Consider the following 23639-nt stretch of genomic DNA (forward strand, 5'->3'; position numbering starts at 1 on the left):
AAAAAGAGGCTTCCGGGTGATGCAAACCGGAAGCCTCTTTGGTCACGGACGTCGGATGGAGCCCGCCGACGCCCAAACGGAGGAAGTCTCGTTACTCAACTCAAGCAGTCTCTGGGGGCTGCGTGAACGGCTGCGGAGATTCAGCCGCACGCAGTGGAGCTTCAGTCGTACTCGATGGAACGAAGGGCTTATAGCTCTTCTTCAGGCTCAAACTCTTCGTCTTCGGCCCCCGGCTTGACCGGCACGGCGTCAAACAGCTTTTCGCCGCCATGGCCGGCCTCAATTAGCACTTTTTGCTTCAGTTCCTCGGTCATTGCGGGGTTTTCCATCAAAAAGGCACGCGCCTTTTCTTTTCCTTGACCCAGCTGGATGTCGCCGTAACGGAACCAAGCCCCGCTGCGAGCGACGATTTTCGCCTCAATGGCCAAGTCAAGGATGTCTCCTTCGTAGCTGATCCCGTTGCTGTGCATCATGTCGAACTCAGCGATCCGGAACGGCGGAGCGACCTTGTTTTTCACGATCTTGCAGCGGACGCGCTGACCGACCACATCTTCGCCATCCTTTAGTTGCCCGATACGGCGAACGTCGACGCGGCACGAGCAGTAGAACTTGAGTGCGCGTCCGCCGGGGGTCGTTTCAGGGCTACCGAACATCACGCCCACTTTTTCGCGGATCTGGTTGATGAAGATCACAATCGTCTTCGATTTGGAGATCACGCCGGTCAATTTACGCATCGCTTGGCTCATCAGCCGAGCCTGCAAACCGACATGGGAGGCGCCGATTTCGCCGTTCAATTCCGCTTTCGGGACGAGTGCGGCGACCGAGTCGACCACGATCACGTCGACCGCGTTCGATTTGACCAGCATCTCGGTAATCTGCAGACCTTCTTCCCCGCTCGAGGGTTGACTGACCAGCAGCGTTTCGAGCTCGACCCCCAGCTTTTTCGCCCAACTTGGATCCAACGCATGTTCGGCGTCGACGAAGGCGGCGATCCCCCCCATCGCTTGGGCCTGAGCGATCACATGCAGGGCCAGCGTTGTTTTACCGCTGGATTCGGGGCCGAAGATCTCGATGACGCGTCCGCGGGGTAGTCCCTTCCCGCCGAGCGCCAGGTCGAGCGAAATCGATCCGGTCGGGATCCCTTCGATCACCGCATGGTTGGATCCCAGGGGCATGATCGCCCCTTCACCAAACGATTTTTCGATTTGTTGAAGCGTCGTTTTTAGAACGGCGTTTCCAGATAGCATGCCGGCGACATCTTTGTGTTCCGCCTTGGGCGACTTGTCGCTACCAGCGTTTTTTTTGCTGCTTTTCGCCGTCTCTTTTTTCGCCATTCGACCGTTCTTCGAAGCAGTTGCGGTGACCATTTTCCGGGCTCCTTTATGGTAAATGTCCTGTCCGCTGGCAAGCATCCCCCGTTTGGCATCAACTAAACGGATGGACAGTGTACGCCTGTGAGGTGTACATGTCAACAGTAACTTGCCGGTGACTAAAGAGAAGTATCGGGGAGCCGTGGGACACGGTTGGTCATGGGCCGACGAGAATCGCGAAACTTTTTTCGCGGTCGAGAGAAAGTCACTCCCTTTTATCGAAGCAAAACGACTTACGTCGAAAAATGGGGGAATGGGAGAGATGGAGTGGCGCCAGATACCGGAACCTGTTCAGGCGAATGTCTTTTTTTACTTCACACGGCTCACAGAGCCGTGGCACACCGGTGTTGTCTACGACGCGATCTCTTCCGCGGTCGTTTCTTCTGCTTCCGCTTCATCCAAATGATGCTGATGGATGCGGGTTTTGCCTTCGTACTGCTCGATCGCCGGCAGCAGCCCGAACAGCCGTTCGTCGATCTGATGGAAGAGACTGATGATGCGGCTCTCGAAGTATTGGGCCAAGATCGCCGCCGGAATCGCGACGACCAGGCCGCCAAGGGTGGTGACCAGCGCGACATAGATTCCTTCGGCCAATTGATTGGCGCGGTTGCCGCCGATTTCTAGTTGGGTCGTTTTGTAAAAGGCCCAGATGATGCCCCAGACCGTACCCAGCAAGCCCATCAGCGGCGTTACGCCGGCGGCCAGCGTCAGCCAACGCACGTTGCTATAGAGACGGTCCGCTTCCCGTTCGCTCGCTTCGTTGACGGCATGCACGACTTCGGCCTGCGGACGGCCGACGCGAGCGAGCATCGATTCGACGATGTTGGCCATCGCCGACGGATATTTTTTGCACAAGCGATACGCGTCGCGCGGTTGGAAGCCATCGGGCGCAAATTGCATTTGTTCGAGTCCGTCGACCAGTTCGGCCGGGATGATCCGTCCCCGGCGCAGCGCGATGGCTCGTTCAAACGCCAGGGTGACCACCAACAGCGACATCAACCCGATCGGGATCATCATCTGACCCCCTTTCAGGATCAGCGCGATCAGGTGCAACTGATTGTCGTCTCCCAGCAGTTTGTCTTCGAGCAATGCGCCTGATTCGTTGGCGACCGGCGCCGGTTCTTCCGCTTCGGCGGCGGCGTCATTCTCTTGCGCCCACGCGGCGACCACGCCTAGTCCAGCGGTCAGCAGGAAGGTGAACAGGAGCAGCGCGACAAAACGCTGGGTCAACGAAAATCGTGTCATGGGAACCTGCGTTTACAGTTTGTTAATCGCTTCGAGACGGTTGGCGGCCAGTTTCGCTTCCGCCGATTGAGGATAGTCGGAGACTACCATGCCGTAATATTTTTTCGCTTCAGAGACGTAGCGAACTTTCGGTGCGCCGATCGCATCACGGATGCGGACTTCGTTGCAACGCCCTAATTCGTAGGCTGCTTTGGCTTGCCATGGTTTCACTTCGTTCAGCGACTTGGCGCCGCCGAAACCAAGGACCACCCGTTTGAATTGCCCTTCGGCCGCTTCGTAGTCTTTCTTCTCAAAATAAAGCTCGCCCAGCATGAACCGCGCTCGTGCGCCTGTTTTTCCAGGCGACAGATCGGCGGCGGCCAAAAATCGCTGGATCGCTTCGTCGGTCTTCTTTTGATTGTAATTGGCCCAGCCCAGTTCGTACTGGGCTTCGGCCGCGACCGGCGAATCGGGCGATTGGGTCAACAATTCGTTCATCCAGCGGATTGATTCGTCCCACTTTTTCAGTTGGGCGGCCGATTGACCGGCGTGCAGTCGCCAGAGGTCGCGCATGTCATTGCTCGACAGGCGATCCGCTTTGACTTGCCCGTAAGCGGACAAAGCGTCGGCAAACTGATCCTTTTTGTAGAGACACTCTCCCCGCATGAAACTGGCGTCCGCCGCGAGGGGCCCATCCGGATATTTGCTGGTTTGAACCGCAAACGCATCGGACGCCGCGGCGTAATCCCCTTGCTGATACTGGGCCCAGCCCAGTTTGTAGGCCGACTTTTCGCCAACATCATCCGCTTGGGCGGCCGCGAGAGCCGCCGCGTACGCCTTTTGGGCGGCGGCGTAGTCTTGGCGATTGTAGGCCGCTTCGCCGACGTGATAGTTGGCTTCGGCCGCGAGCGGGCTTTTCGGATGGGTCGCCGCCAAGCTGGCGAACGCGGCGGTCGCTTTCTCCGGATCGCCGGAGGCTTTCAGCGACCAGGCTAGTTCGTAAAGAACTTTGTCATCGTTCTGGTATTTCGGAAATTCTTTCTTCAACGCCGCGAACTGCGCGGCGGCGCCAGCTTGATCGTTGGCGCCAACCAGGCACAGCCCTTTCAGATATAACGCGTCGGCTTTGTCCGCCGCTTGCGGCGACTTTTTCAAGTAGGCGTCAACGTCTGACACGGCGCCGGCAAAGTCGCCGGCCTGTCGTCGCGCGACGGCGCGGGCATGCAACGCCTGCAGCGCGAGTTGGTGGTCGTCATGTTGGGTGAGCAGTTGCGAGAGGGCTTCGTCCGCTTCTTTCCCCTGCTGCTGTTGAATGTGGGACCAGCCAAGTCCGTACAGTGCGTGCGGCGCGAGTGAGGAGCTTGCAAACTTGTTGATCAACGTTTGGTATTGCGCCGCCGCGTTGGGGAAGTCGGTCGCGGCGTAATAGTACTCACCCAGTCGATAAGCGGCATGGTCGGCCAGCGGCGAATTGGGAAGCTGTTTCTGCATCTTTCTGACGGTGGCGATCGCCGCTGTGTGGTCGCCTTGCTCGTGTTGAGCGCGAGAAAGGAGCAGCAGCGTTTCGTCAGCTTGACGCCAGTCGGCTTGGGCGGCCAGCGAAGCGCTGAGACTTTGCTGAGCGGCCGGAAACTGATCGAGCGCAAACTGGCTGGAACCGAGCAAAAAGAAGGCTTCCGCTTGCAGCGCGGGATCGGTCATCTTGTCGGCGATCGGCGCGAGCAACGCGATTTCGTCTTGATGCTTGTTTTGCAGCAACAGCGCCAGCGCCAGACGCATTCGCCACTTCGACAGTTCGGGACGTTTCTCGCCGGCGGCGATCAGTTCGCGAAACATCTTTTCGGCGTCGGCGTATTTCTTTTCCTGCAGCGCGCCTTCCGCGGCGACATACTTCGCGTCGAGCAGCAACTCGTGCTGAGGGAATTGCTCGACAAAGGTTTTCGCCAAGCGGGCCGCCGCGGCGTGATCTGCCGTTTCGAGTGCGGCGAACGCGCCGTTGTACAGCGCTTGCGGCGCTTGGGGATCTTTCGGATGCTGCGTGACGATCTGCTGGTAAAGCCGGACCGATTCGCCGCGACGTTTCGGTTGGTCGTACAGCGCATCGGCCTGATCGATCAACAGCGGAACCAGTTGCTGGCTCTCTTGGGCGGCGGCAATTTTCGCGGCGGCCAGCTTCTCGGCGTCTTGCGGTTTGCCGGTCTTCAGATAAACGCGGCAAAGCCAATGGGCCGCTTCCAGTCCGGTATCGCCGCCAAGTTTCGCTGCGGCGTCGAGCCACTTGGCCGCTTCGGTCCAGTTGCCGGCGCGATAGTAGCAGCGGCCGGCCAACATCATCGCTTCGTCATGATATTTCGACTTCGGATAGTCGGCGGCAAGTTGGGCGTAGATCGCGCCGGCTTCGGCCAGCTTCTCTTGCTTCAAACGCGCATAAGCCAAGCGATAGAGAGCATGATCGATCAGCGGAAACTTGGAATCGGCGGTGACCGCCGTCAGCATCTGTTCCGCTTTGGCGTAGTCGTTTTGGTTCAGGACTGTTTCAGCCTGACGCATCCGAACTTCGGCCGCCAAATCATGGTCAGGAAAGGCGGAGAGAAACTTGCTATAAACGTCGCCCGCTTCGGCTGGCTTGTTCAGCTCTTCCAGGGTTACCCCCCAAGCGTAGGCGCCATCGGCGCGATAGGGACTTTGCGTAAACTGTTCGACCAGCGCCTTGTAGGGGCCGAGCGAACGATCTTTTTGGTCGCTGAGATAAAAGGACTCGCCGGCGAAGTAGAGGGCCTGATCGGCGTTCTTCCCTTTGGGGTATTCTTTGTACAGCTGCTCGAACGTCTTGGCCGCGCTGTCAAACATCTTGGGTTTGCCTGACTTCGCCCAGCTGTAATAGGTAGAGCCGAGATTCAGCAGCGCATCTTCGCGGAGTTCCGACTTGGGGTTGTTTTTCAAGATCGCGTAAAAGTTGGCGGCCGCGTCGGCGTACTTGTCGAGTTTCAACTGGCAAACCGCCAGGTTGTTCCGCGCCTTCTCCGTCAACGGATCATCGGCATAGCGCGTGAGAAACTTGCTCCACTCTTCGGCGGCCAAGCCGTACTCTTCCGCCTTTTGAAAGGCGACCGCATCCGAATAGATGATCGCAGCCGCGGGGGGAGTCTCTTGCCCCCAAACGATGCAGGCGGAAAGCAGGATCAAAAGCAGCGAACCGGCAATCGGCAGAGTCAAATTGCGAATCGACATTGATTAAGCGCGTTGGGGGTGGAAAGCGGGACGGGTGAAAAGGACGCCGTTGCGGGGCGATCTGCTATTTACGTTCTATTATTCCCGATGGCGCCGATTATGCCAGTAGAAAACAGGGGCAAGCTGGTTCTGGGGCGGGGCTTAGGTTGTAGCTCGCTAGCGGCCGATCTAGTATGAACCGCTGCAGCGGAAGGTTACGCTCTCCTTTCTTCGGTGTTTTGAATGACGCATGCGCTTGTGACCGGCGGCGCCGGGTTTATCGGTTCTCATCTCTGTGAAGCGCTCTTGTCGCTCGGACGGACGGTAACCGCGATCGATGACGAATCGACCGGCAGTCGCCAAAATCTGTCGCACGTGATCGATCACGAGAACTTTCAATTCGTCTCGGGGTCGGTCTCCGATCGAGAATTGATCAAAAGCTTATTGGTTCAGGCCGATGAAGTCTATCATCTGGCCGCCGCGGTCGGCGTGGCGCTGATTCAAGAAGAGCCGATCCAGACGATCGAACGGAATATCTATCCGACCGAATTGCTGCTGGCCGAGATCGCCGCTCAGCGCGAAGCAGGCCGCGATATCCGGATGTTTTTGGCCAGCACCAGCGAAGTCTACGGCAAGAACCCCAAAGCGACCTGGACTGAAGAAGACGATCTGGTCTTCGGTTCGACAACGCGACCACGCTGGTCGTATGGCGCTTCGAAGGCGATTGACGAATTTTTGGCCCTCGCTTACTGGCGTCAACGACAGACGCCGACGGTGATTGGCCGCTTCTTTAACGTGGTCGGTCCGCGTCAAACCGGCGCCTATGGAATGGTGTTGCCGCGATTTATCGAAGCGGCGTTGTCCGGCAAAGGACCGACGGTTCACTCCGATGGCGGGCAGATTCGTTGTTTCGCCCATGTCAACGACGTAGTCGACGCCGTGATTCAACTGATGGGAACTTCATCCGCAGCCGGACAGGTCTACAACATCGGCAGCGATCGACCGGTGACGATCTTAGAATTAGCTCAGATGGTCACGGCGGCGATTGATCCCACGCTGACCCCTTCGTTTCAGTCGTACGAAGATGCGTTCAACAGCAGCTTTGAAGATGTCATCCGCCGCGTGCCGGATCTGACCAAGTTGCGCTCGGCGATCGACTATCGTCCAAAGTTTGACTTGGAGGGGATCATCGCCGATGTCATCGTCGCCAAAAAAGCGGAACTAACGACGCGCGAGTCTCCATGATGGGGGAAAAGCAACCGAACGACGATCACTTTGATTTGCAGTTTGCCGCCGGAACGCCGCTCTACGATGCGGTGGCCGAACTCGCGGAGAAACTCCAGCGACCGCTGCCGGCGATGGAAGAGCTGACGATGGGACAGATCTTCGCTCTGGCGAAACAGCAGTACGGCGATCATCTCCCCGAATTTTGGGTACGCTGGGCCGAGTGGAATGAGCCGGGGCAGATGGACGCCATGGGCGATCTCTAATCGCCAAACTTGCTCCGCTTTCCTGATCGGCCGCCGCTCACTCCGATCGCGCGCAGGGCGCAGCGCCTCATTTTCTCACCGAGATTACTCGACTTACGTCGATTTCTGGTTTCGGCATGCGCCTTGCGATTATGTGGTTTTAACAAACCGCGTCACCTCCGATGCGATTTGTGAATACTCTCACCACACACGAAAATCGACGAAGGAGTACGGTCATGGCTGTTGCAAGTGGAGTAGAAGGAACCGACATCTTTAAAATCCTGTTAGCGATTTTGCTGCCCCCGGTCGGCGTCTTTTTTGAAGTCGGACTCGGACTGCATTTTTGGTTGAACATCGTGCTAACGCTGTTTGGCTTTATCCCAGGCATCATCCATGCGTTGTACGTGATCCTGACGCGCTAGTCGCGTCAGCCATTTTTCTTCGTTGCCTGCAGCGCAAGCGAGGGAAATGAGGTTGGCTACTTCGAACCGCAGTCGTCTTGCTGAGTGATTTTCCCTCGCTTGCGCTGGCGGGCGATGAAGAAAAGAAAGGCGCAAATCATGAACCGCCGACGAATGCATGGAAAATGGCGGCAGTGGAAAGGCTCGCTTCGCCAGGCTTTTGGTCGCTTGACCGGAAGTCAGAAGCGACGCTTCCACGGCACACGAGAACGCTGGTCCGGTAAAGCCGAAGAGGCGCTGGGCCGAGCACAAGACAAGATGCAACGCTGGCTGGGGCGAAAGTGATGTCGGAGACGTTGCTTCGCCTTGGTCGGTTTTTCGCTTCCCCACATCATCAGCCGCACGGCCTTAGCCGCGGTTTCTGATGAGGACTGACTGTCGACAAAATGGAAGACAAAAAAACCGCGGTTAACGCCGAGCGGCTGATGTCGACCAGGGGCTGATTCAAAAATAGCGCCACGGCAAAACCGGCGTTGCGGGCTACGAAGAATTACGCAGCCGCGCGACGCGCTGCGCCCAATTGATCCAGCACCGCTTGATAAACGCGGGCGACTGACAGCTTCTGCATGCAGTCGTGATGCCCCAACGGGCAAACGCGCCGAACGCATGGTCCGCATTCGACCGGATGCGTCAGCATGGTCTCGACTGGATTGTAACTATTTCCCCAGCGCGGATCGGTCGGACCAAACAGGGCGACGGTCGGCGTGGCGAACGCGGCGGCGAAGTGCTTGGGACCGCTGTCGGTTGTGACCAACACATCCGCGCGAGCGACGGCGGCTTTCGACAGGCCGATGTTCAGCGTTTCGTCCGCCATACTACAGGCGTTAGGGTGATCGATCGCCTGTTCGATTTTGGCGACCGTTTCTCGTTCTTGCGGTCCGCAAATCAGCAGCACCGCGACGTGGGGATCTTGGAGCAACTGCTCGGCCAACGCGATGAAATGCTCCGGCGGCCAATGCTTGGCGGCGCCATAAGCGCCGCCGGTATTGAATACGACGACTCGCTTGCCGACAAAGTCAAACTTTCGCCAGATCTTGTCGATCCGTTGCTCGTCGGCGTTTGAGGTGGCCAGCAGCGGTTGTTTGTTGGTGCTGCCGTAGCCGGCGTAGTCGGCCAGTTCCAAGTAGTAGTCAACGGCTGAGATCGGCGCGTACTTGCCGTTGGGCAGCTTCGGCGGCGCCAGGCGATGCGTCAGCAGCGGGCTGCGCCAACTACGCGCATAGCCAAAGCGACGTTTGGCGCCGGCGAAATAAACGAGCGCCGCCGTCCGCAGCGAATTGGTGAACAGGATCGCCTGGTCAAATTTTTCCCGTCGCAGTTGCTGAGCGACGCTCCAAAAGCGGCGCCGTCGATCGGACGTTTTTTTACTGCAATAGACGCTGCGATCCAGCAGATTGGTCCCGCGCAGCACATCTTTGACATACGGCTGCATCACGCCGACGATCTCGTCGCCGGGTTGCGATTGGGCGCGGATCGCGCGCAGGGCAGGCGTCGCCATGACGACATCGCCAATCCAGTTCGGCAGCACGACGACGGTTTTCATCGGCATTCTCGCGAAAGGAGGAACTCGGGCGTCACGCAGCCTGACGGCGCGGCGGTTGTGCTTCGGTGACGCGACGAATAATGTCGGTCGTCGAATGGCCGTCAACCAGGTTGATCAGCCGCACTTCGCCTCCGTAGGAGGTGACAAAGTCGTAGCCCACAATCGATTCCGCCTTATAATCGCCCCCTTTGGCTAACACATGGGGACGAATTGCCTGAATCAGTTCGATCGGCGTCTCTTGGTCAAAGACCGCCACATAGTCGACGCACGAGAGCGCCGCCAACATCGCGGCGCGCTCCACTTGGTTGATGACGGGGCGCTCGGGGCCTTTCAGCCGCGCGACGCTGTCGTCGCTGTTCAGTCCCACGACCAGGATGTCGCCCATCCGCGACGCTTCGTTCAAGTTGCTGACGTGCCCATAGTGAAGCAGGTCGAAGCAGCCGTTGGTGAACACAATTCGTTGGCCGCGGCGTCGCAATTCGTCCGACTGTCGCGCCAGTTGCTCCAGCGACAAAATCTTGCGCACGCCAGGCTGATGGTGGGCCGTCAGTTCGGCTTCGATCTCGTCGAGTGGGATCACCGCGACGCCGATCTTTTCCACTTCGAGCCCGGCCGCGACGTTCGCCAGGCGAACCGCTTCGGCGCGGCTTAAGCCCGATCCGATCGCGGCGCCAAGCATCGCCAGCACCATGTCTCCAGCGCCGGTAATGTCGTAAACGCTGCGAGCCTCGGTTGGGAAGAGCGTCGCCGCGCCTCCTTTTTCGACCAGCGCCATGCCGTCGCTATCAAGCGTGACGATCACCGCTTCCAATTGCAAAGCGGCGCACAGTTCTTGGCCGGCGAGCGACGCTTCGTCGGGGGTCCGAATTTTTCGGCCCGTGCAGGTTTCGGTCTCGATCCGGTTCGCTTTGATCAGGTCGGCGCCTCGATAGCGGCCGAAGTCGCGGCCTTTCATCGGGTCAACCAGCACCGGCACGCCGCGCTCATTGGCGCAGCGAATCAGCGTTTGCAAAATCGCCGGCGTGCAAACTCCTTTGGCGTAGTCCGAGATCAGCACGATGTCGCAGTCGTCCAGGCGATTGACGACGCCGTACAGCAAGCGTTCTTCGATGTCGCCGCTCACTGCGTCGGTCGTCTCATGATCGACACGCAAGATTTGGCTGGGGTGCCGCGCTCCGGCGCGACCAACAAAGCGTTCTTTCAGCGTGGTCGGACGCGATGCGTCGGTGAGGCAGAGTGATGCGTCGACGCCGGTCTTTTCCAGCAAGTCGGTCAAATCGCCGCCAGCGGCGTCGGCGCCGACAACGCCAGCTGCGATCACTTCGCACTCGAGCCCGCGCAGCATATTGCAGACGTTGGCCGCTCCGCCGAGACGCAGCTCGTGGCTATCGGCGCGCAGCACGATCACCGGCGACTCTTGGCTGACGCGCTCGGCGTCACCATAGGTGTAGCGATCGAGAATCAGGTCCCCCAGGACCAACACTTTGGGGCGCCCAAGCCGCTGAAATGCGGCCAACAGGGACTCATTATTCATAGCGTCATCCTTGACGATGGTCATTCACGCTGGAGTTTTACCAGAAGTGGAACAATCGACAAAGACGAAGTCGGGGAAGAATAGGTAGCCGTAGGGTCCGCTATGTGGACCAAGAACCGTGAACGACTCGGATGGTCCACATAGGCGACCCTATCGCGTGCTAGCTGAGCGGCATTTTCCCCCCAAAAAAATGCCGCTCAGCCCAGGCCTAAAAAGTTGTCTCTTGTCGAAGCGCACGGAGCTGGTTTCGCTCCCAAAAAATCGTAGTCTCGTAGGGTGGGTGGAGAAAACCGCGATCAAATTCCGCCGCCAACAATCGACACGATCGGTTTGCGTAACCCACTTAAGACCCCAGTGTCGCCTTTCGCTCCGCGAAAGTAGCGTCCTATAGCTCGCGCTGCTTTCGCGGAGCGAAAGGCGACTATGGACCAGCCGCGTTGGCCCTCAAAAATTGTCTCTTGACGAAGCGCACGGAGTTGGGGTCGACTACAAAAACTGTCGGTTTCGCGGCGGTTTTTCGCTGCGCGGGTTTGCTGTTTGGACTTTTCGTGGGGGGCAATTTGCATGACGCTCAACGAACTTCGTCGACTGATCGCACGTTTAAGCAATGACCAAAAAACGTGGCGCGTCGACTTCCAGACGCGCAATCTGACGCGGGGCGAAATCGCCGAAGCGCGTTGGTTGGCCGTGGTTTTGATGCGGTCCGATCTCTTCACAAATTGCAACGTTCGGTCTGAATATTTTCAACATCAGTCGCATTACGACATTTGCGTTGCGATGCTGCAAATGCGGAACAAACGGATCCGCTGCGACGACCTGCCAGAGCTCCTCCGTCGGTTGGCGCAAGCAGGCTATCACGAAGAGAGCGCGATCGAAATGTTGTGCGACGTCTTGCTTTGCTGCGGCCAAATCAAAAATTTTGACGACTATGCCAAGACGCTGCAAAAACGTTTTGAAGCGCATCAAGCGGCGATCGAATTGTCGCCGGAGTGCGGACTCGTCCGACTCGACATCGCCGGCGGCGCCAGTCCGTTTCAAACGTTGACCACCGATCAATTGATCGCGCAGCAAGAGCCGCTCGAGTGGTTGTTGCCGGGGATGTTCGTGCGGTATGAACCGGCCGTGATCGTCGGGCCGAGCAAAAGCATGAAGTCCTCGATCGCCGTCGACTTGTGCGCGGCGCTGGCGCGCGGCGGCCAATTTTTGGGGCAGTTTGCTGTCGAGCGTCCGTTTCGCGTCGGCTATGTCAGCAAGCATGACGAGCGGCAAGCGCTGGCCGATCTCGCGCGGCGGTGGAGCGACTCCAGCGGCGTCGACCCGGGCAATTTGCCGAATCTGATTTGGTCGTTGGCGGTCGCCGACGCTTCCGATCCGGCCCACCTCGATCATCTGCGGGCGTGGATTCGCCGTCATCAACTCGAAGTGATTGTGATCGATCCGCTGCGTCTCACTTCGACCGACAAACAGACGCAAGCAGAGCAACTGCACGACCTGGTCCGCTGCTGCATCACGGCCGGAGCGACGCCGATTTTGTGTTGTCAGTCTCGCCAAGCGATCCCCCGCAACGCGACTCTGGCGACCGATGTTTCGGCGAGTCTCGATTTCGCGCGGCAATGGATGTTGATTCAGCGCTGCGAAAATTATTCGCCCGGCAGCGGTCAGCATCGGTTACGCATGTCGTTCGGCGGCTGCGCCGGCCAAGGAGGAGTTTGGGGCGTCGATATCGACGAAGGAAATTTGGAAGATCCGCAGGGAAGAAGTTGGCGGGTAACGCTGCGCGATGTTGAGTCGATCGAAGCGGAAGCGGCTGCCTGCGATGCGGCCGCGCAGGAGCAAAAATTGCAAGCGAAAATTCGGCTCGCGATCACGCGCATGGATCCAGAGCAAGCGACCAAATCGAAAATCCGCGAACAAAGCGGAATCAGCGGAACCAAGTTTGCTCCGACATGGGACCAGATGATCGCCGCCGGAGAAATCGCCAAGACCAGTCACGATCCGGAAGAAAAACGCTGGGCCTATGCCCGGTACCACCTGGCCGACCCGCCCATGCCGATAGAAAAAAAGGAACCGGTCCAGTCCAACGTTTTCGCCGTAGCCGTAGGGTCCGCTGTGCGGACCAGAAGCGCGGAAAAACTTGCAAGCAATCAACAGGGCCGCTGGTCCGCACAGCGGACCCTACTTGAACCCAGCGATCGCCGGTCTGATGCTTCGGAAAAAAATGGTTCTGTCCTGTCCAAGGTTTTTGTCCGGTCAAATAATCCAGTCCGGTCCAAGCCTCCGAAGATGCGCAGCCGCCGCGAGATCAACCAGCGGCGCGCCAAAGCCAAACGCCGCCGCGCGAAATGATCGACGCTGTCCGGTCCAAGGTTTTTGTCCGATCCACCCGACGCAAAAAAAAAAGAGCCGAACGCTTCCGCTTTCCGCATTTCTTCTCAGCCGCCGGTGACCTTGGTCATCAGCCAGCGGTTGAGGTCTTCAAACATGTCGGTCGAGAGTTCGTCGCCGCACAGGTATTGGTGCAGGTCGATCTTCATGCCGGCGGTGTGGACTAGGCGGAGGTCTTCGCAGAGTTGCGCCTCGGGATAGCGGCTGCTGTTTTGCAGATGAATCATCAACATCGGCAGCGACCGAGCGTCGCTCAGACGGGACAACGGCGAGCAACCTTGGGGGAAGCCTCCACCGATCGAAGCGGCGCCGGCGAACATCTCGGGATTGCGCAGCGCTAGGCGCAGGGCCATCGCTCCGCCGCCGAGATAGCCGGCCAAAAAGATGCGCTGCGGGTGAATGTTGTAACGTTTCTCGGCGACGCGGACCGTTTGCAGCACGCGGGCGGCGGCGACGTCGATATCGCGTTGTTTTTGATCCCAGCGAAAGGTCATGCCGGGGGTCGAGCCGTCATGCCGCGGAGCTCGGGGAGCGGCGGCGACGTAGTTGCGAGTGCTGGTCAGCGGCATCACGCGGCGTAATTGCCGTTCGTTATCGCCGGGACCATGCAGCCAAACCACGAGCGGATAGGCGTATCCAGGCTCGTAGCTTTGAGGAGTAAAAAATTCGACGGCAGTGCGGCGGGACTGCAGCCGATCAATCTTGAACTCGAGAATTTGTTGCGCCGCTTGCGTGGTGGCTCCAGGAAGCGGAGCCGGAAGTACGTCTTGGCGTTTCATAAGTATTTGGCGCCGGGCCGTGGGTCTTCGCGGGGGACTGGAGTTGGGGAGAATAATAACTCTCGGGAGATAACGCAATTGCAGCTACGTCAGCTCCCTTTCGACCCCTTTATCCTGCAGCGCGTCAATTGCGCCGCCGTGGTCGAATCGTTGTCCGTCCTCGCAACGGTCGATATTTTTAGCAGCTAAGCGAGAAGGAATCAATCTCGCTAGCGGCGAACAATATCCCTTTAACCTTCGAGAAGTTTCGCCATGGCGGCGACCAATTCCTTGACGGCGTCAACACTCTTCTGGAAATCGGCCTTTTCCTGGTCGTCCAGTTCGAGCTCGACGATTTTTTCCACGCCGCCGGAACCCAAAACGACCGGCACGCCGACGTAGTAACCGCCGACCCCATATTCCTTGTCGCAGTAAGCGGCGCAGGGGATCAAACGCTTTTTGTCTTTGATGATCGCTTCGACCATCTGCGAAGTCGCGGCGGCCGGAGCGTAGTAGGCGCTGCCGGTTTTGAGCAGACCAACGATTTCGGCGCCCCCCTTACGAGCGCGATCCACAATCGCATCGAGCTTGTCTTGGCTGAGCAGGCGGCGAATCGGAATGCCGCCGACCGACGTGCAGGTCGGCATCGGGACCATCGTGTCGCCGTGGCCGCCCATCAAGAGAGCCGAGACGTCTTCGACGCTGACGCCCAGTTCCATCGCGAGGAAGGTGCGATAACGAGCGGTGTCGAGCACGCCGGCTTGCCCCAGCACGCGACTGGGCGGGAAACCGCTGACCTTCAACGCTTGTTGCACCATCGCGTCCAGCGGATTGCTGACGACGATGATGACGCAGTTGGGGCTGAACTTGGCGACTTGCTCAGTCACCATCGAGACGATCTTGGCGTTGGTCGCCAACAGGTCATCGCGGCTCATGCCCGGTTTGCGGGGAAGGCCGGCGGTGATGACGACCACGTCGCTGTCCTTGGTGTCGGCATAGTCGTTGGCGCCGATGATGTTGCTGTCGAAGCCCATGATCGGCGACGATTGCATCAGATCGAGCGCTTTGCCCTTGGGCATGTCTTCGGTCTGGGGAATGTCGAGCAATACGATGTCGCCCAGCTCAGCGGCCGCACACCAGTGAGCCGTGGTTGCGCCCACGTTTCCGGCGCCGATGATTGAGATTTTGGCACGTCGCATGGTCGTCTCTCCGTCTTGCAGCGGTTGGGTCTAGTTCTTCCTGGCGCCGACGCGTTCAGGATTAACAGGTGAATATCGGCCTCTGACGCCAGAAGTCAAGTAGACTGCGCCTTCGCCAGGGGGGCGAACTTCGGCTATAATCGCCAATCATGCGGCGTGGCGCCCGCGGTGATTCTTACTTTCTCGCATCTAAACTCGCCGGAGTCGACCTATGATTCGGACTGCTGTTTTTTTCTGCGGAATCTGGTTGCTGACCGCACCTGTTGCGCTGGCCGCCCAGCCGACCGATTGGCCGCAATTTCGGGGGCCGCAGCAAGATGGAAACGCCGGATCAACCCAGTTGCCAGTTGAGTGGAGCGAAGAAGAAAATATCGTCTGGCGCAAACCGGTGCCCGGTTTCGGCGCGTCGAGCCCGATTGCATTTGGCGATCGCATCTATCTCACCTACTACAACGGCTATGGGCTGAGTGAAGAAGAACCAGGCGAAAAAGAGAATCTGCAGCGTCATTTGAGGTGCGTGAATAAAGCCTCTGGCGACGTGATCTGGGACGAGGCCAACACCGAGAACGCCGACAAAGCGGCTGACTACCGCGGCTTTGTCGCGCTGCATGGTTTTGCTTCCAGCACGCCGGTCGCAGATGATACCGGCATCTATGTTTACTACGGCAGCGGCGGCGCCGCCGCCTACTCGCATGCCGGCAAACTGCTGTGGCAAAAGGTCTTGGGAGACAAGACCCACGCCTTTGGTACGGCCAACTCTCCCGTGCTGTATGAAGATTTGGTGATCCTCAATGGCTTCGTCGAATGCGGCGCAATTGTCGCGTTGGATAAGAAGACCGGCCAAGAGCGTTGGCGGTTTGATCAGGTCAACCGAGCCTGGAATACGCCCTGTTTGGTCGCGGTGGACGGCCAGCACGAGCTGGTCTTCAGCTCGCAAGGAACGATCCGAGCCCTTGATCCGGCGACCGGCAAAGAGCTTTGGTTTTGCACGGGAATTGATGACTATATCTGCCCGAGCGTGATCGCCCACGAGGGAATCGTCTATGCGATCGGCGCTCGCAAAAGCACCGCCGTCGCCATCAAAGCAGGCGGCCGCGGCGACGTTTCTGAAACGCATCGTTTGTGGGAGCAGGACAAAGGCTCGAACGTCTCGTCGCCGGTCTACTTCGAAGGGTATCTGTACTGGGCCAGCGAAGGGAAGGGGATCGTCTATTGTGCGGACGCGAAGACCGGCGAAATCCAATACCAAGAGCGGCTCGAACCGCGACCGGGTCTGATTTACGCCTCGCCGATTGTCGCCGACGGCAAGTTGTATTACGTCAGCCGTGACGCCGGCGCCTATGTGCTGGCCGCTACCCCTGAATTTAAACTACTAGCACATAACGTGATCAGCGGAGACGATGGAGTTTTTAACGGCAGTCCGGCCGTCTCGGGCGGCAAAATGTATCTGCGAAGTAACAAGTTTTTGTACTGCATCGCCAACGAACGGCCCCGTTTACGGTGACGAACCGCTGTGGTAATCTTCACCATTTTAACGGACAGTTTTCGGCATCTTTTAGCGCAATAGGGTGTGAATAATGGCATACGAAGTGACGCTCATCACCGGTGATGGTACCGGTCCCGAACTGGCCGAAGCCGCGCGCAAGTGCGTGGACGCGACCGGAGTGAAGATCAACTGGGATGAGCAAGAAGCTGGCGTCGACATCATGGAGAAGGTCGGCACTCCGCTCCCCGAATCGGTCATGGATAGCGTTCGTCGCACGCGTTGTGCGCTGAAGGCGCCGATCACGACGCCGGTCGGCACCGGCTTTCGCAGCATCAACGTCCATCTACGACAAGAGCTGGGATTGTTCGCCTGTATTCGCCCTTGCAAGTACTACCCCGGCGTTCGCAGCTATTTCAGTGAGTTGAACGTCGATATCGTCATCGTCCGTGAAAACACGGAAGACCTGTACGCCGGCGTCGAATTTGAAGCAGGCAAGCCCGAGACGTCGCAGCTGATTGAGTACATCAACAGCTTGCCGTCGGACAAAAAGATCAAAACCGGCGGTGAAGAGACCGGCGTTTCGATCAAACCGATGAGCGTCAGCGGCACGCAGCGGATCGTGCGTTGTGCGTTTGACTACGCCCAAAAGAATGGTCGCAAAAAAGTGACGGCCGTTCACAAAGCGAACATCATGAAGTACTCGGACGGTTTGTATCTGAAGACCGCGACCGAAGTCGCCAAAGAATATCCGGACATCGAGTTCGAAGAACGGATCGTCGACAACATGTGCATGCAACTGGTGCAAAAGCCGGAACTGTATGACGTCATCGTGCTGCCGAACTTGTACGGCGATATTCTCAGCGACCTGGGCGCCGGTATCGTCGGCGGCTTGGGCGTTGCGCCGGGCGCCAACCTGGGCCCCGAAGGCGCCGTGTTTGAAGCGACCCATGGTTCGGCCCCGAAATACAAAGGGCAGAACAAGGTTAACCCGGTCGCGCTGATCCTCTCCGGCATGTTGATGTTGCGTCACCTGGGCGAAATCGACGCCGCCGACCGTTTGGAGAAAGCGGTCGCCGACGTGATCGCCGAAGGGAAGCACGTCACGTACGACTTGAAGCCGAATCGCGACGATCCGACCGCCGTCGGCACGCAAGAGATGGCCGCTGCGATCTGCGCCAAGTTGGGCGGCTAGTCGTCTTGGCGAATGATGTTCCGCATCCAAGGGGCCGTTTCAATAGGAACGGCCCCTTCTTTCGGTAACGCCTCGGGGTAGGGTGCGTCGAGACGCACCTCTTTCGATAGCGAGCAAGCGGAAATGAGCAAGTACCGACGATGGCGAGCAGGCTCAATCTATTTCTTCACCGTCGTTACCCATGAGCGACGGCCAATTCTGACGACGGATCTAGGGCGAGAGTGCTTGCGAACAGCATTTAAAGATGTTCGTCAGAAGTTTCCCTTCGAGACGATTGCGATTGTACTACTGCCGGATCATTTGCATGCGATCTGGGAACTACCTCATCGTGAGAATGACTATTCGAAGCGATGGCGACGAATCAAAGGACATTTCACACGGAATTGGATTGCAGAAGGTGGACAGAACGGCAGTTCGACGCGAAGCCGACAGTTGCGGCAGGAACAAAGCGTTTGGCAACGCCGGTTCTTTGAGCATATGTGTCGCGATGAGGCCGATTTGAAGCGATGTTTAGACTACGTTCATGTGAATCCCGTCAAGCACAAATTGGCGCCGCGAGTTCGAGATTGGCCTTGGTCTTCGTTTCATCGCTATGTGCGACTTGGTGAGTATGATCCTAATTGGGGATCGAGTGATGCTTGGTATGGCGATGAATTTTCTCGCTTCGAATAGCGTTGATGGGGAAGCGGTGCGGGTTAGCGATTCAGGTGCGTCCAGACGCACCCTACATGAAGTTGCAAGTGAGGGTGCGTCGAGACGCACCTCTTTCGATAGATGTACGACGAGGCCACACTTTGCTAACGGCCGAAGATTTTAAAGATTACGCCAGCGGGCGGCGGAAAGGCTTGGGCGGGTTCGTCATGCGCAGCATGATGTTGGCCGCGTCGAAGCTGTACGGTGTCGGCGTGCGCTATCGCAATCGGCAATATGATCGCGGATCGAAGCCGAGCGAAGAGGTTGGCGCGCCGGTCGTCAGTATCGGCAATATCACGTTGGGCGGAACCGGCAAAACGCCGACCGCCGCTTGGCTGGCGCGTTGGTTTCGCCGACAAGACATTCGGGTCACGCTAATCAGTCGCGGGTATGGCGCCGAGCAAGGCGAGCTGAACGACGAAGCTCGGGAGCTGGATGATTTGCTCTCCGATGTGCCGCATCTGCAAAACCCCGACCGTGTCGCCGCGGCGAAGGTGGCGATAGAAGAGCTGGCCGCGCAAGTTGTGTTGTTGGACGACGCCTTCCAGCATCGGCGGATTGCTCGCTCGCTGGATATCGTGCTGCTCGACGCGACCGAACCATTCGGCTATGGCTATCTCTTTCCTCGCGGCATGCTGCGTGAACCGCTGGAAGGGCTCGTTCGGGCCGATGTGTTGGCGCTGACCCGTGCCGACGCGGTCTCGGCGGAAGTGCGTCAGCAAATTCATAACCAGGCTCGGCAGTACAACAGCCAGGCGATCTGGATCGAGATGACGCATCGTCCGGCCCATCTGCGGAATGCCGACGGCGACACCTTCCCGCTGGATCAGTTGCAAGGCAAGCGGGTTGCGGCCTTTTGCGGGATCGGCAATCCCGCTGGATTCCGCCACACGATCAGCAGTTGCGGCGCAAATCTGATCGAGCTGAAACCGTTCCCCGATCACTATATCTACAGGGCGCCTGACATCGAGGCGCTGACAGATTGGGTCAGTAAGCAGCGAGTCGACTTTCTACTGTGCACCCACAAAGATCTGGTCAAAGTGGGCGTCAACCAACTGGGAGAAACGCCGCTGGCCGCGATCGTGATCGAAGCGGAGATCACCGTCGGGCAAGCCGAATTGGAAGAACAGTTAAGGAAACTGGTCGCCCAGGTTCCGCCAGACGCGTTTTAGTTAATAGGTTTCGCCGGAATGCGTGCGCGGCGTTTCGGAAGTCAGATGAAAGATCGAGTTGGCCGAGATGAGTCTCGTTTTGCCGTTGCGACGACGAACCAGCGTAATGCCGCAGTTGTCGTGATGAATATGGCCGACACGGTCGAGCGGCAGTTCAAGCAGGTGAGCGATCATCGACCGGATCACCACGTTGTGCGCCACGACGGCCACATGCTGCTGCACGTGTGCGTCAAGGATTTGTTCCAACTGCGGTACGACGCGAGCTTGAACTTGGGTCAGGTTTTCCCCTTCGGGATAACCATGCTCAGCCGGGCTCGTGTGATGCAATTGGTAGCCAGTGGGATCGTTCGCTTCGATCCAGCCCCAGTCTTTTCCTTCCCAGCGGCCGACGTTGACTTCTTGGAGCAACTCGGCCGGTTGAATCGTTAATTGGCGACCATCGGCGATCTTTTCCGCCGTTTGCATCGCTCTCAGCAGAGGACTGCTATAAATCGCTGCTAGCGGAATTTTGGCGAGAAACGCGGCGGTCTCCTCCGCTTGCCGCAGCCCGATGTCAACGAGCGGGCCATTGATGCCGCAACCTTGCAGCACCGGTGGTCGGCTGATGTTGTTGGCGGTGGCGCCATGCCGGATCAGGTACATCCAGGTCGTAATTTTGGCGGAATCAGCAGACATCGGCGGCGATCGATCGTTGACGGAAGGAAATAGAGTGCAGGCGCCGCCATCCTACTTTTTTGAGCCGCTAGCGTCGAGAACTGGCGCTCGGGCGAGCGTCGCCAACTGAGGGGGGCGACAGAGACGTATTGACGCCGAGCGAGGAGTTTAGGTATTTATGCCTCCCGCGAGAAGTGCGAACCTGCGCTTCCTGCTGCGCCAAGACGAAGAGAAGAGGGTCTACCGCCCCACTTCTAGCATCGGCACGGAAGCCGAAGCCGCTTGAGCCAAAGATAAGAAAAAACAAATTCCGCAACCGATGGCCGACGAAATCAAGGAAGATATCGCCCCGGAAGCTGAGGTCGCCCCGAAAAAGGGTTGGCTCAGCATGCGGCTGCGCGTGGTGATTGTCGGCGTCTTGCTCTCTGGCGTACTGGGCGGCTTGGCCTTTATTTTGGCCCCCCATGCTTCCAGCAGCAGTCGAGAAACGATCTATACGGCGCTCGAAAAGCTCGAAGAGGGCGACTACGGCGACGCACGACGGATCGCCGAGTCGTTCGTCGGCAACTATCAACTGCCGGAGCCCGAGCAAGCGATACCACCCTATGTGCTTGGTTCGATCGCCTACCATGACTCGGACCAATTCTGGAGTGAGCAAGACAAGCAGCGGATCTTTATGATCGCCGCTCGTTATCTGCGACAATCTTCGGACTTGGGTTATCCCGAAGGGTATGCGACCGAAGGAAACTACATGCTCGGCCGCAGTCTGGTCTTGAGCAAACAGTACGGAAAGAGCATTCCGGTGCTGCTGAAAACCTATGAAGCGGCCCCCCAATATCGTCGTGAAATCGAAGACATGCTGGCCAGCGCCTACCTGGCCGACGCCGCTTCGAGCGATCAACAACTGGGGGATGCGTTAACGTGGGCTGACAAGTATCTGGAAGTCAAGCTTCTCTCTCCACAGCAGCGCGACGCCGCGATGTTGCGACGTGCGAAGATCTTGCTGCGGCTGCAGCGACTGGATGATGCGGTCGCCGCCGTCGCCGAAATCGCAAAAACCTCGCCGGTCTACATTGATTCGCTCATCGTGCTGGGAGAGGTCGACCTGGCTCGCGCGAAACTGGATGGCCCTGATCGTGAACAAGAATTGAACGCCGCGATCGATCTGCTGCGGCAAGCGGCGGACAACCAATTGGTCGGCACCGATTCGACACGCGCCTCTTCTTATTTGTTGGCGGTGGCGCTGGATGAGGCCGGAGAGAAGCAAGCGGCTTTGAGTCAAGCGTCGCGGACGCGTAAGATCTACTTTCGTACGCCGGAAGGAATCGCAGCCGGCGTACTGGAAGGACGCTTGTTGCGAGATGCGGGGCGCTACGCCGAAGCGGTTGACGTTTATCGCCGCACGCTGCAAGACGCCGCGTTGGAGCCGGAGTTTCGTAATCCCTATCTAACGATTGAACAACTGCGGATCGGGGTGACCGCCGCGATCGAACAGTTTTTGGAAAAGAATCAGTTTCAAAACGCGGTCGAAATCGCTCAAGCGTTGACGCCGCCGTTCCCGCATGATCAGTCGCTGCAGACCGAAGGAGATATCTTGGTCCGCTGGGGCGAGACGATCCTTGGGCAGGCGAAAGCCGCCAAGCTCGCCGAGGCGGATCTCCTGCGCAAAGAAGCGCGAGAGCGATTTCGCAGCGCTGGCCGCATCTACGAACGTCTGGCCGCCGAACGGTTTTCGGCCCGCAGCTACACCGAAGAGCTGTGGAAAAGCGCCGACGCCTACATCGACGGGCAAGACTACACCAAAGCGATCGAGATGCTGGACATGTATAGCCAGTACGAAGAGCGTTCGCGTCAGCCGCGGGCCTTGGTCGCGAAAGCCCGAGCGTTGGTTGCCCTGGATCGTGCGGACGAAGCGCTCGATTTGATTCATGAATGCCTTGACTTCTATCCCCGCGATCCGGTTATTTACGACGCGCGGTTACTCGCTTCTGAAGCTTATCTGGAAATGGGTGACGTGACGTTGGCGGAAGAAATGTTGCAAGCCAATCTCAATGATGGCCGCTTGGAGCCGCAGTCGACCGAATGGCAAAACTCGCTATTTGCGCTTGGCCGCGTCTTGCATCTGGAAGGTGAGATGTTTGAAGCGCAAGCCCGCGTCAAAGGGATCTTGGAAGACTCGGCCGCCGTGCCGCGTGAAGCGTTTGAACTGCTGGAGAAAAGTAACAGCTCCTATTCGATGGCGATCAAGAACTTGAAGATGGCCGTGCGACGTTATCCCGACGATCCGCAGACGGTAATGGCCCGCTATTTGGCGGCCGAATGCCATCGTCGTTCTTCCATGCTGCCGCGCAAACGATTTCGCCTGGTCGATATCGAGACGCAGCGCGTTCGTTTTGACAAAGAAGTGAAAGACAACCTGGAGGCGGCGTTGGAGATCTACGCTTCGCTGGTCGACGAGCTGACGGAAGTGTTTGAAACGCGCGGAGAGCTGCACCCGGTGAACGCCGATATTTTGCGGAATAGCTACTTCGCCCAAGGCGCCGCCTATTTTGATCTGCAGCAATTTCCGGAAGCGATCGAAGCCTATTCGACCGCTTCCAACCGTTATCAAAACGATCCGATCGCGCTGGAGGCGTTTTCACAAATCGCCAATTGCTATCGCTTGATGAATCAGCCGATTGAAGCGAAAGGGACGCTCGAACAAGCCAAGATCGTACTCGATCGATTGCCGGAGGATGCGGACTACGGCGAAACGTCGCATGATTCGGCCGATGACTGGCGCAACTTTATTGATTGGCTCATTTCCACCCTTTAAGAGAATCGTCACCGCTATGCATGCTTACGCCGAAACCGACCAACTTGCGCAACTGATCGGGCACAAGCACGATCTGTTGTCAAAGTTGCAGTTGTTGTCGCGACGCCAGTTGCAGTTGTCGGGACATAGCGACCATATCTCGGATTTGATGCGCGTGGTCGCCGCGAAGCAGACGCTGATTGAGATGTTGTTGGACGTCGATCGACGTCTTGATCCACATCGCCAATGCGATCCCGAGCAACGCCAATGGCGATCGCCGTTAGAACGGCATCGCTGCAGCCAGGCGACGCGTGAGTGTCAAGCGATGCTTGACGAGCTGAAGCAGATGGAGACCGAGGCGGAAGGGCGTGTTCGCGCCAATCGAGATGAGATCTCGCGTAGTTTGCAAACGACCCAAGGTTCGACCGCAGCGCTTGACGGATACGCGTCAACGTCTGGGTCGGTTCACCGCATTGACTTAACGGCAGGTTAAAT

19 protein-coding genes are annotated in these 23639 nt (G+C 58.1%); 11 read left to right on the top strand and 8 right to left on the bottom strand.

Going from position 1 to position 23639, the window contains the following annotated elements; all coding sequences use genetic code 11:
* Positions 1-188: 188 nt before the first annotated feature.
* The 3 genes from recA to M4951_RS04840 form a co-directional block, all read right to left on the bottom strand.
* The gene (recA, locus tag M4951_RS04830) at positions 189-1247 is read right to left on the bottom strand and encodes a recombinase RecA (protein ID WP_262026897.1); all 1059 of its coding nucleotides are present in this window, start codon (positions 1245-1247) and stop codon (positions 189-191) included.
* A gap of 474 nt (positions 1248-1721) precedes the next feature.
* A complete protein-coding gene (locus M4951_RS04835) occupies positions 1722-2615 on the bottom strand; it encodes a MotA/TolQ/ExbB proton channel family protein (RefSeq protein WP_262025347.1) in 894 nt (297 codons plus the stop codon).
* Between the two features lie 12 nt (positions 2616-2627).
* Positions 2628-5825 (bottom strand): tetratricopeptide repeat protein, encoded by a 3198-nt coding sequence (locus M4951_RS04840; RefSeq protein ID WP_262025348.1) that lies wholly within the window; start codon positions 5823-5825, stop codon positions 2628-2630.
* Positions 5826-6047: 222 nt separating this feature from the next.
* Between M4951_RS04840 and M4951_RS04845 the strand changes: the two genes are divergently transcribed.
* The 4 genes from M4951_RS04845 (at position 6048) to M4951_RS04860 (ending at position 8019) form a co-directional block, all read left to right on the top strand.
* Complete coding sequence (locus tag M4951_RS04845) at positions 6048-7049, top strand: NAD-dependent epimerase/dehydratase family protein (protein ID WP_262025349.1); 1002 nt, start codon at positions 6048-6050, stop codon at positions 7047-7049.
* Complete coding sequence (locus M4951_RS04850; RefSeq protein WP_262025350.1) at positions 7046-7294, top strand: hypothetical protein; 249 nt, start codon at positions 7046-7048, stop codon at positions 7292-7294. The genes M4951_RS04845 and M4951_RS04850 overlap by 4 nt, the downstream gene beginning before the upstream one ends.
* A 215-nt stretch (positions 7295-7509) precedes the next feature.
* A complete protein-coding gene (locus M4951_RS04855) occupies positions 7510-7695 on the top strand; it encodes a YqaE/Pmp3 family membrane protein (RefSeq protein ID WP_262025351.1) in 186 nt (61 codons plus the stop codon).
* Between the two features lie 138 nt (positions 7696-7833).
* The gene (locus M4951_RS04860) at positions 7834-8019 is read left to right on the top strand and encodes a CsbD family protein (RefSeq protein ID WP_262025352.1); all 186 of its coding nucleotides are present in this window, start codon (positions 7834-7836) and stop codon (positions 8017-8019) included.
* Between the two features lie 205 nt (positions 8020-8224).
* On the opposite strand, the gene waaF is transcribed toward M4951_RS04860, so the two are convergent.
* The gene (gene waaF / locus M4951_RS04865) at positions 8225-9277 is read right to left on the bottom strand and encodes a lipopolysaccharide heptosyltransferase II (protein ID WP_262025353.1); all 1053 of its coding nucleotides are present in this window, start codon (positions 9275-9277) and stop codon (positions 8225-8227) included.
* A 31-nt stretch (positions 9278-9308) separates the two neighbouring features.
* Positions 9309-10811 carry a D-glycero-beta-D-manno-heptose 1-phosphate adenylyltransferase gene (gene rfaE2 / locus M4951_RS04870; RefSeq protein ID WP_262025354.1) on the bottom strand — a complete coding sequence of 501 codons (1503 nt, stop codon included), beginning with the start codon at positions 10809-10811 and terminating at the stop codon, positions 9309-9311.
* A 564-nt stretch (positions 10812-11375) separates the two neighbouring features.
* On the opposite strand from rfaE2, the gene M4951_RS04875 reads away from it, so the two are divergent.
* A complete protein-coding gene (locus M4951_RS04875) occupies positions 11376-13157 on the top strand; it encodes an AAA family ATPase (RefSeq protein ID WP_262025355.1) in 1782 nt (593 codons plus the stop codon).
* A gap of 86 nt (positions 13158-13243) precedes the next feature.
* On the opposite strand, the gene M4951_RS04880 is transcribed toward M4951_RS04875, so the two are convergent.
* Both M4951_RS04880 and mdh read right to left on the bottom strand, forming a co-directional pair.
* Positions 13244-13975 (bottom strand): alpha/beta hydrolase, encoded by a 732-nt coding sequence (locus tag M4951_RS04880; RefSeq protein WP_262025356.1) that lies wholly within the window; start codon positions 13973-13975, stop codon positions 13244-13246.
* 230 nt (positions 13976-14205) lie between these two features.
* Positions 14206-15153, bottom strand: coding sequence for a malate dehydrogenase (gene mdh / locus M4951_RS04885; RefSeq protein ID WP_262025357.1), 948 nt, complete (start codon positions 15151-15153; stop codon positions 14206-14208).
* 211 nt (positions 15154-15364) lie between these two features.
* Here mdh and M4951_RS04890 point away from each other — a divergent pair, with 211 nt between their 5' ends.
* The 4 genes from M4951_RS04890 to lpxK all read left to right on the top strand — a co-directional run bounded on the left by M4951_RS04890 (position 15365) and on the right by lpxK (position 19696).
* Positions 15365-16657 (top strand): PQQ-binding-like beta-propeller repeat protein, encoded by a 1293-nt coding sequence (locus M4951_RS04890; RefSeq protein ID WP_262025358.1) that lies wholly within the window; start codon positions 15365-15367, stop codon positions 16655-16657.
* Between the two features lie 73 nt (positions 16658-16730).
* Complete coding sequence (locus tag M4951_RS04895; protein ID WP_262025359.1) at positions 16731-17831, top strand: isocitrate/isopropylmalate dehydrogenase family protein; 1101 nt, start codon at positions 16731-16733, stop codon at positions 17829-17831.
* Positions 17832-17954: 123 nt separating this feature from the next.
* Positions 17955-18503 (top strand): REP-associated tyrosine transposase, encoded by a 549-nt coding sequence (locus M4951_RS04900; protein WP_262025360.1) that lies wholly within the window; start codon positions 17955-17957, stop codon positions 18501-18503.
* 122 nt (positions 18504-18625) lie between these two features.
* Positions 18626-19696, top strand: coding sequence for a tetraacyldisaccharide 4'-kinase (gene lpxK, locus M4951_RS04905; RefSeq protein ID WP_262025361.1), 1071 nt, complete (start codon positions 18626-18628; stop codon positions 19694-19696).
* Here lpxK and M4951_RS04910 read toward each other — a convergent pair whose 3' ends face one another.
* Positions 19697-20371, bottom strand: a complete 675-nt coding sequence (locus M4951_RS04910) for a histidine phosphatase family protein (RefSeq protein ID WP_262025362.1) — start codon at positions 20369-20371, stop codon at positions 19697-19699.
* Positions 20372-20669: 298 nt separating this feature from the next.
* Between M4951_RS04910 and M4951_RS04915 the strand changes: the two genes are divergently transcribed.
* Together M4951_RS04915 and M4951_RS04920 are read left to right on the top strand one after the other, a co-directional pair.
* The gene (locus M4951_RS04915) at positions 20670-23165 is read left to right on the top strand and encodes a tetratricopeptide repeat protein (protein WP_262025363.1); all 2496 of its coding nucleotides are present in this window, start codon (positions 20670-20672) and stop codon (positions 23163-23165) included.
* 16 nt (positions 23166-23181) lie between these two features.
* On the top strand, positions 23182-23637 hold the full coding sequence (locus M4951_RS04920; RefSeq protein ID WP_262025364.1) for a hypothetical protein: 456 nt from the start codon (positions 23182-23184) through the stop codon (positions 23635-23637).
* Positions 23638-23639: the final 2 nt, after the last annotated feature.

Source organism: Blastopirellula sp. J2-11 (assembly GCF_024584705.1).
Classification (GTDB): domain Bacteria; phylum Planctomycetota; class Planctomycetia; order Pirellulales; family Pirellulaceae; genus Blastopirellula.